The organism is Duganella zoogloeoides (assembly GCF_034479515.1).
GTDB lineage: Bacteria > Pseudomonadota > Gammaproteobacteria > Burkholderiales > Burkholderiaceae_D > Rugamonas > Rugamonas zoogloeoides.
Map to the genome: position 1 here is coordinate 205,027 of NZ_CP140152.1, position 12,130 is coordinate 217,156.

The 12,130-nt window shown below is 62.2% G+C and carries 11 protein-coding genes; 7 read left to right on the top strand and 4 right to left on the bottom strand.

From position 1 onward, the window contains the following. Positions 1-18: 18 nt before the first annotated feature. Positions 19-537: a DUF4755 domain-containing protein gene (locus SR858_RS00955; RefSeq protein WP_084670103.1), complete on the top strand. Its 519-nt coding sequence runs from the start codon at positions 19-21 to the stop codon at positions 535-537. A 117-nt stretch (positions 538-654) separates the two neighbouring features. Next, positions 655-2,316 (top strand): DUF4394 domain-containing protein, encoded by a 1,662-nt coding sequence (locus SR858_RS00960; RefSeq protein WP_019923731.1) that lies wholly within the window; start codon positions 655-657, stop codon positions 2,314-2,316. Positions 2,317-2,463: 147 nt separating this feature from the next. On the opposite strand, the gene gloA is transcribed toward SR858_RS00960, so the two are convergent. The 4 genes from gloA to SR858_RS00980 all read right to left on the bottom strand — a co-directional run bounded on the left by gloA (position 2,464) and on the right by SR858_RS00980 (position 5,134). Next, entirely contained in the window at positions 2,464-2,871 is a 408-nt protein-coding gene (gene gloA, locus SR858_RS00965) for a lactoylglutathione lyase (RefSeq protein ID WP_026637618.1), read from the bottom strand. Positions 2,872-3,034: 163 nt separating this feature from the next. Then, positions 3,035-3,466, bottom strand: a complete 432-nt coding sequence (locus SR858_RS00970; RefSeq protein ID WP_019923733.1) for an OsmC family protein — start codon at positions 3,464-3,466, stop codon at positions 3,035-3,037. Positions 3,467-3,489: 23 nt separating this feature from the next. Then, positions 3,490-4,854 carry a PQQ-dependent sugar dehydrogenase gene (locus SR858_RS00975; protein ID WP_019923734.1) on the bottom strand — a complete coding sequence of 455 codons (1,365 nt, stop codon included), beginning with the start codon at positions 4,852-4,854 and terminating at the stop codon, positions 3,490-3,492. Between the two features lie 25 nt (positions 4,855-4,879). Further along, entirely contained in the window at positions 4,880-5,134 is a 255-nt protein-coding gene (locus SR858_RS00980) for a hypothetical protein (protein WP_019923735.1), read from the bottom strand. Positions 5,135-5,391: 257 nt separating this feature from the next. On the opposite strand from SR858_RS00980, the gene SR858_RS00985 reads away from it, so the two are divergent. The 5 genes from SR858_RS00985 (at position 5,392) to dnaK (ending at position 11,992) form a co-directional block, all read left to right on the top strand. After that, the gene (locus SR858_RS00985) at positions 5,392-6,300 is read left to right on the top strand and encodes an NAD kinase (protein ID WP_019923736.1); all 909 of its coding nucleotides are present in this window, start codon (positions 5,392-5,394) and stop codon (positions 6,298-6,300) included. A 20-nt stretch (positions 6,301-6,320) separates the two neighbouring features. After that, entirely contained in the window at positions 6,321-7,967 is a 1,647-nt protein-coding gene (recN, locus tag SR858_RS00990) for a DNA repair protein RecN (protein WP_019923737.1), read from the top strand. A gap of 78 nt (positions 7,968-8,045) precedes the next feature. Further along, on the top strand, positions 8,046-9,155 hold the full coding sequence (gene hemH / locus SR858_RS00995) for a ferrochelatase (RefSeq protein WP_019923738.1): 1,110 nt from the start codon (positions 8,046-8,048) through the stop codon (positions 9,153-9,155). 279 nt (positions 9,156-9,434) lie between these two features. Further along, positions 9,435-9,974: a nucleotide exchange factor GrpE gene (gene grpE / locus SR858_RS01000; protein WP_019923739.1), complete on the top strand. Its 540-nt coding sequence runs from the start codon at positions 9,435-9,437 to the stop codon at positions 9,972-9,974. 68 nt (positions 9,975-10,042) lie between these two features. After that, entirely contained in the window at positions 10,043-11,992 is a 1,950-nt protein-coding gene (dnaK, locus tag SR858_RS01005) for a molecular chaperone DnaK (RefSeq protein ID WP_026637619.1), read from the top strand. Positions 11,993-12,130: the final 138 nt, after the last annotated feature.

A 12,130-nucleotide genomic window follows, 5' to 3' on the forward strand; every position in this document is an offset into this window, starting at 1 on the left:
TTCGACTAGGGGAATGGAATGGTTTTAGCGTGGATTTTGATCGTCGTCGGTGCAGTCCTGTTTTTCAGCATGGGCTTGCTGGGTGCGCTGTTGGCGGCGCCGGTCTGGTATTTTGCTTACCGTCAATGGCAAAAGGCCAGCGGCCCGCAGGCGCTGGTGACCAAGGGCTTCGATGAGGAATTCCTCAAGTCGGCCGATTTTTCGCACACGTTTAAAAAATTCGCGATCGCGGTGGACGTGAAAAACCAGCGCGTGTACCTGGCGCAGAACGGCAAGTCGAAAATCTACAGCTATGCCGACATCCGTGGCTGGCGTTACAACCTCTCGACGGGCGGCGCCGTGTATGGCGGCGGCATGAACGCGGCCATGGTCAATATTGCCAACAGCAACCAGAACGTCAACAGCAGCGGCTTTTTCGTGCGCGTCAAGGATGTCGATCATCCTGAATGGCAAATCCAGTTCAAGTACAACAAGCAGTATGAGCATGAACTGAAGCGCTGGATGGAAATTTTCGAACAAAAAGTGAACAACAACTAAGCAAGTTCGCTGTCATCTGAAATGCAGTAAAAAATTATTTTGTTTTTACTGCATCCAAATCGGCTGGTCGTTTGTAGTGCTGGGGTAAGCCCAACAACCACTACAGGAGCCAAGACCATGCCTACCCTGCCATACGCCAAACTGTTGCTCGTTTCCGCTGTCTCGTTGTCGCTCGTCGCTTGCGGCGGCAGCGATGACGATATCGGCACCAATACGCCCGTTCCGCCCACCACCCCGCCTGTGGTGACCGTGGCGGGCGACGTGTTCGTGCTGACCGCGAGCAACAAGCTGCTGTCGTTCGACCGCGCCACTCCCGGCACCATTCGCACCACGGCCACCGTGACCGGCCTGCAAGCGGGCGAAAACCTGCTGGGCATCGATTACCGCCCGGCCGATGGCATGCTGTACGGCGTGGGCAGCACCGGCCGCATCTATACCCTCGATGGCACGACCGGCGCGGCCACCCTCAAGTCCACCCTGGCCGCTGATACGACCGACACCACCTTGCCGTTCACGGCGCTGGCCGGTACCGAGTTCGGCGTCGATTTCAACCCGGTGGCCGACCGCCTGCGGCTGGTGAGCAACACCGGCCAAAGCCTGCGCATCAATGTCGATACCGGCGCCACCACCACCGACGGCGCCATCAATGGCGGCGCGGTCAACACCGCCATCACGGCCGCTGCCTACACCAACAGCTTTGCCGGCACCGGCAGCACCACCTTGTTCGTGATCGATGCCGCCAACGGCACGCTGTACACCCAGAACCCGCCCAACAACGGCACCCTGGCCCTCCCGCTGCCACTCGGCCTGACCGCCACTGCCGTGGCCGGCTTCGATATCGATGCCCGCACCAACACCGGCTACGCCGTGATGACGGTGGGCGGCGTGCGCGGCTTCTACACGCTGAACCTGGCCGCACCCGTTGCGCCCGCTACGCAGGCTACCCTGGTGGCCGCGATCAATGTGACCGAAGAGTTGCGTGGCGTTGCCCTCAAGGCGCCGGCCGCACCCATCGCTTACGGCCTGACCGACGACGCCCGCCTGGTCACTTTTAAAACGGCTACCCCGAATACGCTGGACGCCAATGTCGCCATTTCCGGCCTGGCATCGGGCGAGCGCCTGCTGGGCATCGACATCCGGCCGAAGGATGGCCTGCTTTACGGCATGTCCTCGACCGGCCGCATCGTCACCGTCGACCCTGCTACCGGCGCTGCGACCGCCCGTGCCACGCTGGCAGCGGACCCGACGGACACCACCGCGCCCTACACGGCCATTACCGGCACCGCGTTTGCCGTGGACTTCAACCCGGTGGCCGACCGCCTGCGCGTGATCGGTAATACCGGCCAGAGCCTGCGTATCAATGTCGATACCGGCGCTACCACCACTGACGGCGCCCTCAACCGCGCCGGTCTGGCGCCGGTAGTGACCGCTGCTGCTTACACCAACAGCTATGCCGGCACCACGGCCACCCAGCTGTTCGACATCGACACGGCCAGCGCCAGCCTGGCGCTGCAAAATCCGCCGAATGACGGCACGCTGGTCAATGTGGGTCTGTTGAACGTGGCGGTGGCGGGGGACGCCGGTTTCGATATCGCCGGCGGCGCCAACGGCCTGGCGCTGGCAGCGTTGCGCACCACGGCCAGCGGTCCGAGCGCGCTGTACCGGATCGACCTGGCCACCGGCGCAGCAGTGCTGGTCAATGGCGCGGCTACCCCGGCGACGTCGGCGATCGGCGCCGGTGCGGTGGGGCTGACCGACCTGGCGATCGCCATCAAGTAAGCGCCGGACGTAAAAATGGCGGGCTGTGCAGCCCGCCATTTTTTTGCGCCCGGTATTGCGCGCTCCGAGCCAACACCGCCTTGCCCTGGCATCGAACCCCGTACGGGTGCCGATGCCAGGGCGGCCATGCGGGTTAAGGGTTAAAAGTTACAGCCCGGCGCCGGCGCCGTCGAAGCGGCGTTCGATCAGCTCGATCTTGTAGCCATCGGGATCGGTAACAAACGCGATCACGGTGTTGCCGCCCTTGACCGGACCTGGCTCGCGGGTGACGGCGCCGCCATTGGCGCGCACCGATTCGGCGGCGGCGTAGATGTCGTCGGCCGAGATGGCGATATGGCCGTAGGCGGTGCCCAGGTCATAGCTGGTGGTGCCGTAGTTGTACGTCAGTTCCAGTTCCGCGTGCTCGGGGTTGGACCCGTAACCGAGGAATGCCAGCGTGTACTGGTATTCCGGGTTGTCGCTGGTGCGCAGCAGTTTCATGCCCAGCACCTTGGTGTAGAAATCAATGGAGCGCTGAAGATCGCCGACTCGCAGCATCGTATGCAGAATTCGCATGGTGGTCTTTCGTGATGAACAAGCGGCGATTTTATGCGATTTAAGCGGACTCCGTTGCGCGCCTTAGCAGTTGACCAACCCTTCAGAGCAAGGCGCAGGGACGAAGACAGTACATATGTACGGCACGGCCCTGCAACGCCGCTATGAAGGGTTGGTCAACCGCTTATGCTTGCAGTTTTGCGTCGAGGGTGATTTCTGCGTTGAGCAGCTTCGAGACCGGGCAATTGACCTTGGCCTTGTTGGCGGCTTCCTCGAACTTGGCCTGATCGGCGCCGGGGATGGTGGCCAGCAAGGTCAGGTGCACCTTGGTGATGGCAAAGCCGCCATCGACCTTGTCGAGCGTGACCGCTGCGGTGGTTTCCAGCTTTTGCGCAGTCATGCCTGCTTCAGCCAGTACGCCCGACAATGCCATCGTGTAGCAGCCGGCGTGGGCGGCGCCAATCAGCTCTTCCGGGTTGGTGCCGGGGCCGTCTTCGAAACGGGCCTTGAAGCCGTAAGGGGCTTCTTTGAGCACCCCGGTCTGGGTGGAAATGCTGCCGATGCCGTCTTTCAGGCCACCGCTCCAGACTGCTGAACCGCTGTGTTGACTGCTCATATATTTCTCCTTGGGTTGAATGGTTATTTGCTGGCGGTGGCAGCTGCCGGAGCCACCCGCCAGATGATGTTGCCCACGTCGTCGGCCACCAGCACGGCGCCCGGTTTGTCGATGGCGACGCCCACCGGACGGCCTTGCGCCTTGCCCTTGGCGTCGAGGAAGCCGGTGAGGAAGTCCTGCGGCGGCCCCGACGGCTTGCCGTTGGCGAACGGCACATACACCACCTTGTAGCCGCTGTGCGGCTTGCGGTTCCACGAGCCATGCTGGCCGATGAAGGCGCCGCCCTGGTAGGCCTGCGGCAGCAGCTTGCCTTCGTAGAACACCAGCCCCAGCGAGGCCGTGTGGCCGCCCAGTGCATAGTCGGGCGCGATGGCCTTGGCCACCAGGTCCGGTTTGGCGGGCTTGATGCGCACATCGACGTTCTGGCCGAAATAGCTGTACGGCCAGCCGTAAAAGCCGCCGTCGCGCACCGAGGTCATGTAATCAGGCACCAGGTCGTTGCCCAGTTCGTCGCGCTCGTTGACGACCGTCCACAGCGCCTTGGTGTGCGGCTCGAAGCCCATGCCGTTGGGGTTGCGCAGGCCGGTGGCAAACAGGCGGCCCTTGCCGCTGGCAATGTCGAACTGCCAGATCGCCGCGCGGCCTTCTTCCTCTTCCATGCCGTTTTCGCCGACATTGCTGTTGGAGCCGACCGTGACGTACAACGACTTGCCGTCGGGGCTGGCGATGACGTTCTTGGTCCAGTGGTGGTTGCGGGTGCCGGCCGGCAAGTCCATGACCTTGGTGCCGGCAGCGGCGATGGTGGTGTCGCCTTCCTTGTACGGGAAGCGCACCAGTGCATCGCTGTTGGCGATGTACAGGTTGTTGCCGACCAGCGCCATGCCGAACGGCGAATTCAAGCCTTGCAGGAACACGGTGCGGCTTTGCGCCACGCCCTTGGCATCGACGCCGCGCAGCAGGGTGATGCGATTGGCGGACGGCGTGACCGCGCCGGCTTTTTTCATCTGGTGCTGCATGATCTTGCCCTTGATGCCCTTGCTGTCGTCGGGCTTGGGCGGAGCGTTGGTTTCGGCCACCAGCACGTCGCCGTTGGGCAGCGTGTAGATCCAGCGCGGGTGGTCGAGGTCGCGTGCGTACGCCGTGACGGTGAAGCCGGCGGGCGGGCGCGGGGTCTCCTGCGCGGTCCAGCGATCGACCGCTGCCACGTTGACGGTGGGGATCAGCGACTTGTCGGGCTTGGGCAGCACCGGATTGGGGCCGAAGCCGACCGGGTAGGCGGCGGCGCCGGCCGGTGCCGCGGGGGCTGCTGGCGCGGTCTGCGCCAGCGCGACAGCGGAAGCGAGCGCAGTAAGAGTGAAGACGACGGTGCGTGCGGTGGCGTGGTTCATGTAGTGGCAGGTCCTGTTGGTATTGTTAGTCTTGTTTGGTGTCGGGCAGCGGCTTGGCAGTAGCCTCGCGCGGGGCCGGGGTGTGCACCTGTTGCACGCCGGGCTTGTTGCGCAGGTCGGTATCGACCATGCCGCTGTCGATATCGGCAGCGGCTTGTTTCATGATAGTGCGTTCCTTGGGTTTCTGGCCCTCGGGCGATTCGTCACGCTCGTGTGGCAGGCGCTTGCCGCCGTCGTTTTCAATCTTTTCGTCGGTATTGACTTTTTCTTGGGTAGACATCGTGCCCTCCGGGTTTTATTGTGCGATCGATATTAGCGAGTTGTCATGGCCTTGGTCGCCACCTTGAATCTTGACAACTTCCAACCGCCACGTCGGTGCGCGCTTGCACTCCGGGCAAGTGCACACTATACTGCGCAAAATACTGTTCATATGTACAGCAAACCAGTGCGGGCCGTGGGTTGGCCGGTGATGGCAGAACCCGACGTAATCGGTTACTCTGCTGCGTGTCGCCGCCGCCAACTTTTGCCGAGATTTTTATGACTACCAAGCACGCCGTCTTTCACACCATCGCACTGGCCGTGCGCAAGAACACCGACGGCATCGCCGACTCGGTGGGCAGCGTGGTCGATTTTTTGCAGGCTGGCGGCTACACGGTGGTGTTCGAGGAGCAAACCGCGCTGGACCTGGCGCCGCATTTTTCCGGCCTCCGGTCCATGACCGCCGCCGAGATCGGCGCCGAAGCGGACCTGGCCATCGTCATGGGCGGCGACGGCACCATGCTGGGCATCGCCCGCCAGTTGGCGCCCTACAATGTGCCGCTGATCGGCATCAACCAGGGCCGCCTCGGGTTTATCACCGACATCCCGCTCGAGGGCATGTTCGAGGTGCTCACCCGCATGCTGGCCGGCAGCTTCAAGGCCGAACGCCGCACCCTGCTGGAAGGCAGCGTGCTGCGCGAAGGCAAGAGCATCCACCTGGGGCTGGCCGTCAACGACGTGGTGGTGGCGCGCGGCGCCGGCGCCGGCATGGTCGAGCTGCGCGTGGACGTGGACAACCAGTTCATGTACAACCAGCGCTCGGACGGTCTCATCATTTCCACCGCCACCGGCTCCACCGCGTATGCGCTGTCGGCCGGCGGCCCGCTGCTGCACCCGGCCCTGGGCGGCATCGTGATGGTGCCGATTGCGCCGCACGCGCTGTCCAACCGGCCCATCGTGTTGCCCGAGTCGAGCGAGATCATGGTGGAAATCGTGCGTGGGCGCGATATCAGCGTCAACTTCGACATGCAAACCTTTGCCAGCCTGATGCCGCAAGACCAGATCGTGATCCGGCGCTCGCCGCACACGATCAACTTCCTGCATCCGGAAAACTGGAGCTATTACAACACCCTGCGCGAAAAACTCCATTGGAACGAGTATCCGTCGGGTGAAGGCAAACTCAGTTAACCCCCTACTTTCAGGCATCCATGCTCCGCACCCTGTCCATCCGTGATTTCGTTATCGTCGATTCGATCGAACTGGAATTTTCCGCAGGCTTTACCGTCTTCACCGGCGAAACCGGGGCCGGCAAGTCGATCCTGATCGATGCGCTGACGCTGGCCCTGGGCGGCCGGGGCGATGCCAGCGTGGTGCGCGAAGGCGCGGCCAAGGCCGACATCACCGCCGATTTTGCGCCCTCGGCCCAGGCCGCCGAGTGGTTGCAGACGCACGAGTTCGCAGTGGAAGAGGGGGGCGCACTGCTGCGCCGGGTGATCGACAACGCCGGCCGCAGCAAGGCGTACATCAACGGCGTGGCCGCCACTGCCGCCCAGCTGCGCGAACTGGGCGACCTGCTGGTGGACATCCACGGCCAGCACGCCCACCAGTCGCTGATGAAGGCCGACGCCCAGCGCGCGCTGCTCGACGGCCAAGCCGGCGCCGACACGCGTGCCGTCGCGGCTGCCTATAAAACCTGGCGTGCGGTTGCGAAGCAGCTGGAAGAATTCGAAACCAACGCCGCCAACGTGTTATACGAGCGCGAGCGGCTGGAGTGGCAGGTCAACGAACTGGAGAAGCTGGCCGTCAAACCGGGCGAGTGGGCCGAGGTGACCAACGAGCAAAGCCGGCTGTCGCACGCGGCCAGCCTGCTCGAAGGCGCGCAGGAGGCTTTGACCGTGCTGTCCGAGGCGGAAGAGCATCCGATCATCTCGCAACTGTCGTCACTGAACCAAAAACTGGGCAAGCTGGCGGCGGTCGATTCCGGCATGCAGGTCGTCGTCGATCTGATCGAACCGGCGCGCATCCAGTTGCAGGAAGCGGTGTACGCGATCAACGATTACCTCGACCGCGTCGATCTCGACCCCGAGCGGCTGCGGTCGGTGGAATCGCGCATGGAGGCGATCCACTCGGCCGCGCGCAAGTTCCGCGTGACCGAGGAAGAGTTACCGGACGAGCACGCCAGGCAGGCCGAGCGCCTGGCACAACTGGCCGATGCCAGCGACATCGAAGGCTTGCGCAAGCAGGAGCAAAAGCTCAAGAACGCCTACCTCGACGTGGCGAAAAAACTCAGCACCGTGCGCGCCCGCACCGGCCGCCAGCTGGCCGATGCCGTCACCCGCGCAATGCAGGAACTGAGCATGACGGGCGGACGTTTCGATATCGCCCTGAACCCGTGCGAGCCGGGTGTGCACGGCGTGGAGCAGGTGGAATTCCTGGTGGCCGGCCATGCCGGCGTGGCGGCGCGGCCGCTGGCCAAGGTGGCTTCCGGTGGCGAACTGGCGCGGATTTCGCTGGCGATTTCCGTGATCACGTCCAAGGCCGCCACCACGCCCACGCTGATTTTCGACGAGGTCGACAGCGGCATCGGCGGCGCCGTGGCCGAGGTGGTGGGGCGCCTGCTGCGCCGGCTGGGCCAGGAGCGGCAAGTGCTGTGCGTGACCCACTTGCCGCAGGTGGCCAGCCAGGGCGGCCAGCACTTCCAGGTGGCCAAGCGCACGCTGGCCAATGGCAAGACGGCCTCGCGCATCGACGTGCTCGATTCGGGCGCGCGGGTGGAAGAGGTGGCGCGCATGTTGGGCGGCCTCGAGATTACCGCCACCACGCGTCAGCATGCGCGCGAGTTGTTGGCGTCCTGAGCAGGTGTGGGGTCCGGTGGTTGCGCGCGTTCTTATCTATAATGGCGCGTTAATCCAATTTCATTGCCGGCCCGCCACATGACATTCAAAAAAGAACCTCCCTATAAACACGGCGCCGTTGGCCGCACCGCGGTGGTGCTGGTCAACCTCGGCACGCCCGACGCGCCCACCACCTCGGCGGTGCGGCGCTATTTGCGCGAGTTCCTGTCCGACCGCCGCGTGGTGGAAATTCCGCGCGCCGTATGGTGGTTCATCCTCAACCTGATCATCCTGCCATTCCGATCAAGCCAGTCGGCCAAGAAGTACGCCACCATCTGGACCGCCGAAGGCTCGCCGCTGAAGGTCAATACCGACGCCCAGGCTGGCAAGCTGATCGGTGCGCTGGAAGACCGCGGTCACCAGGACCTGACCGTGGCGATGGCCATGCGTTACGGCTCGCCGGCGCTGCCTGACGTGCTCGACAAATTGAAGGCCGATGGCCACGACCGCATCCTGGTGCTGCCTGCCTATCCGCAGTACTCGGGCACGACGACCGGTTCGATTTACGACGCCGTGTTCAAGCACTACGGCTCGGTGCGCAATATTCCCGAGCTGCGTTTCGTGCGCAACTACCACGACGACGAAGGCTATATCCACGCGCTGCGCGATTCGGTGCTGGCGCACTGGGACCAGCATGGCAGGCCGGAAAAACTGGTGCTCAGCTTCCATGGCGTGCCGAAGCGTACGCTGATGCTGGGTGACCCGTACCACTGCGAATGCTTGAAGACCGCACGGTTGCTCGCTGCCGCGCTGCGCCTGAAACCGGAACAATATATCGTGACCTTCCAGTCGCGGTTCGGCAAGGCCGAGTGGCTGCAACCGTACACCGCACCGACCGTGGCGCAACTGGCGCGCGACGGCGTCAAGCGCATCGACGTGCTGTGTCCCGGTTTTACCAGCGATTGCCTCGAAACGCTGGAAGAAATCTCGATGGAAGTGCGCCACGACTTCGAGCAGAACGGCGGCCGCGAGTTCCATTACATTCCGTGCCTGAACGCGTCGCGCAAGTGGATCTCGGCGCTGGCGGAAATTGCCGAGCACCATATGATCGGCTGGCCGACGCAGGCCGGTCCGTCCGAGCACGATGCGCGCCGCAAGGACGCCGAAGTGGGGCGCGCCGCTGCCCTGGCACGCGGCGCTGCCGACTGACCGACCATCCGGCGCCCGCTGCCCTGCAGCGGCGCGCCAACCAAGCCTGATATCGGCCAAAAAGCCACATCCCCGCGTGCACCACCCCCGCTTTCGATAATCAGCACTTGCGGGTGGTGAGTGCCAGCCTGTTAAAATACCCAGCTTGTTACATCGTCACTGTTGAACCGTACCCCCTTGAAATACGGGGATACCGCTCCATTTACGGCCAGTGCAGTGATATTCGCTATGACAAACAAAATCGTCATGTCAAACAAATACGATCGTAGGAGTCTTTAGATGCAAGATCAGGAAAATCAAGCAGTGCCTAATCCAGAAAACGCCGCCGAAACGGCTGCGCCATCGACTCCGGACCAGCAGTCTTCCCTGGAAGAGCAACTGGCCAGTACCGAAGCGCGCCTGGCGGAAACCCACGACGCGTTCATGCGCGCCAAGGCCGATTGCGAAAACATGCGCCGTCGCGCCCAGGAAGACGTGGCCAAGGCCCACAAGTTTGCGGTGGAAAGCTTTGCCGAAGCCATGGTGCCGGTCAAGGACAGCCTGGAAATGGCCCTGAAAGTCGAGGCGCCAACGCTCGAATCGCTGAAAGAGGGGGTTGAAATGACCCTCAAGCAACTCAACGCGGCCTTCGAGAAAAACCGCCTGCTGGAAATCCTGCCGGCGCAAGGCGAGAAACTGGACCCGAACAAGCACCAGGCCGTTGCCGTGGTGCCGGCGGACCAGGAAGCCAATACCGTAGTTGCTGTCTTGCAAAAAGGTTACATGATCGCCGACCGCCTGTTGCGTCCGGCCATCGTGACCGCAGCGCAAGCAAAGTAAGCACTTGAAAAGACAAAGTAATTCCACATATTAGTACCATCTAGAACATAGCAAAGAGGAAGAAAATCATGGGTAGAATTATCGGTATCGATCTGGGAACCACGAATTCCTGCGTTTCCGTCATGGAAAATGGTCAGCCAAAGGTAATCGAAAACGCCGAAGGCGCGCGTACGACGCCGTCGATCATTGCTTATCAAGAAGATGGTGAAATTCTCGTCGGCTCGCCGGCCAAGCGTCAGGCCGTGACCAACCCGAAGAACACCCTGTTCGCGGTCAAGCGCCTGATCGGTCGTAAATTCGACGAAAAAGAAGTGCAAAAAGACATCGGCCTGATGCCTTACACGATCACCAAGGCCGACAACGGCGATGCGTGGATCGGCGTGCGCGACAAAAAACTGGCGCCACAGCAAATCTCGGCCGAAGTGCTGCGCAAGATGAAGAAAACCGCTGAAGACTACCTGGGCGAAGAAGTGACCGAAGCGGTCATTACCGTGCCAGCGTACTTCAACGACTCGCAGCGTCAGGCCACCAAGGATGCCGGCCGTATCGCTGGCCTGGACGTCAAGCGCATCATCAACGAGCCGACCGCTGCTGCTCTGGCATTCGGCCTGGACAAGAACGAAAAGGGCGACCGCAAGATCGCCGTGTATGACCTGGGCGGCGGCACGTTCGACGTTTCGATCATCGAAATCGCCGACGTTGACGGTGAAAAGCAGTTCGAAGTGCTGGCCACCAACGGCGACACCTTCCTGGGCGGCGAAGACTTCGACCAGCGCATCATCGATTACATCATCGACGAATTCAAGAAGATCAACGGCCTGGACCTGAAAAAAGATCCGATCGCCCTGCAGCGCATCAAGGCTTCGGCCGAGCGCGCAAAGATCGAACTGTCGTCGTCGCAGCAGACCGAAATCAACGAGCCGTACATCGCCATGGCGAACGGCGCGCCGGTCCACCTGACCCTGAAAATGACCCGCGCCAAGCTGGAATCGCTGGTGGAAGAGCTGATCATCGCCACCATCGAGCCATGCCGCATCGCCATCAAGGATGCCGGCGTCAAGGTCTCGGACATCGACGACATCATCCTGGTCGGCGGTATGACCCGTATGCCGAAGGTGCAGGAAAAGGTCAAAGAATTCTTCGGCAAGGATCCACGTAAAGACGTGAACCCGGACGAAGCCGTGGCTGTTGGCGCCGCGATTCAAGGTTCGGTCCTGTCGGGCGAGCGCAAGGACTTGCTGCTGCTGGACGTGACCCCGCTGTCGCTGGGTATTGAAACCCTGGGTGGCGTGATGACCAAGATGATTCACAAGAACACCACGATTCCGACCAAGTTCTCGCAAGTGTTTTCGACCGCCGATGACAACCAGCCTGCCGTGACCATCAAGGTCTACCAGGGTGAGCGCGAAATCGCGGCCGGTAACAAGGGCCTGGGCGAATTCAATCTGGAAGGTATCCCGCCAGCATCGCGCGGTACGCCACAGATCGAAGTGACCTTCGACATCGACGCCAACGGCATTCTGCACGTGGGCGCCAAGGACAAGGCCACCGGCAAGGAAAACAAGATCACGATCAAGGCCAACTCCGGTCTGACCGAAGCGGAAATCCAGAAAATGGTCAAAGACGCCGAGCTCAACGCCGAAGAAGACAAGAAAGTGAAAGAACTGGCCGAATCGCGCAACCAGGCTGACGCTTTGGTCCACTCGACCCGCAAATCGCTGACCGAATACGGCGACAAGCTGGAAGCGTCGGAGAAGGAAGCGATCGAAGCATCGATCACCGACCTCGAAGGTTCGATCAAATCGGGCGACAAGGCCGACATCGACGCCAAGGTGGCCGCATTGACCACCGCTTCGCAAAAGCTGGGCGAGAAGATGTACGCCGACATGCAGGCGCAGCAGGCAGCTGGCGGTGACGCCGGTGCAGCAGGCGCGCAAGGTGCCCCAGGCGCCGAGCAAGCCAAGCCACAAGACGACGTGGTGGACGCTGACTTCAAGGAAGTCAAAGACAACAAGTAATTGTTGTTGATCGTTGTGGCGGGGCCTTTCACGGCCCCGCTGCCAGTATTCCGCCGAGCCGAGCGGGCGTTCCCCACGCTGCCGGCTCGGCTTTTTCGCATCATCACTACCGAATATTTAATACAGCAAGGTCCCGAC

Excerpts from the sequence above, each read along its gene's own strand:
- gloA (WP_026637618.1), bottom strand. The coding sequence starts at position 2,871 with ATGCGAATTCTGCATACGATGCTGCGAGTCGGCGATCTTCAGCGCTCC.
- hemH (WP_019923738.1), top strand. The coding sequence starts at position 8,046 with ATGACATTCAAAAAAGAACCTCCCTATAAACACGGCGCCGTTGGCCGC.
- SR858_RS00975 (WP_019923734.1), bottom strand. The coding sequence starts at position 4,854 with ATGAACCACGCCACCGCACGCACCGTCGTCTTCACTCTTACTGCGCTC.
- SR858_RS00955 (WP_084670103.1), top strand. The coding sequence starts at position 19 with ATGGTTTTAGCGTGGATTTTGATCGTCGTCGGTGCAGTCCTGTTTTTC.
- dnaK (WP_026637619.1), top strand. The coding sequence starts at position 10,043 with ATGGGTAGAATTATCGGTATCGATCTGGGAACCACGAATTCCTGCGTT.
- recN (WP_019923737.1), top strand. The coding sequence starts at position 6,321 with ATGCTCCGCACCCTGTCCATCCGTGATTTCGTTATCGTCGATTCGATC.
- grpE (WP_019923739.1), top strand. The coding sequence starts at position 9,435 with ATGCAAGATCAGGAAAATCAAGCAGTGCCTAATCCAGAAAACGCCGCC.
- SR858_RS00960 (WP_019923731.1), top strand. The coding sequence starts at position 655 with ATGCCTACCCTGCCATACGCCAAACTGTTGCTCGTTTCCGCTGTCTCG.
- SR858_RS00980 (WP_019923735.1), bottom strand. The coding sequence starts at position 5,134 with ATGTCTACCCAAGAAAAAGTCAATACCGACGAAAAGATTGAAAACGAC.
- SR858_RS00970 (WP_019923733.1), bottom strand. The coding sequence starts at position 3,466 with ATGAGCAGTCAACACAGCGGTTCAGCAGTCTGGAGCGGTGGCCTGAAA.
- SR858_RS00985 (WP_019923736.1), top strand. The coding sequence starts at position 5,392 with ATGACTACCAAGCACGCCGTCTTTCACACCATCGCACTGGCCGTGCGC.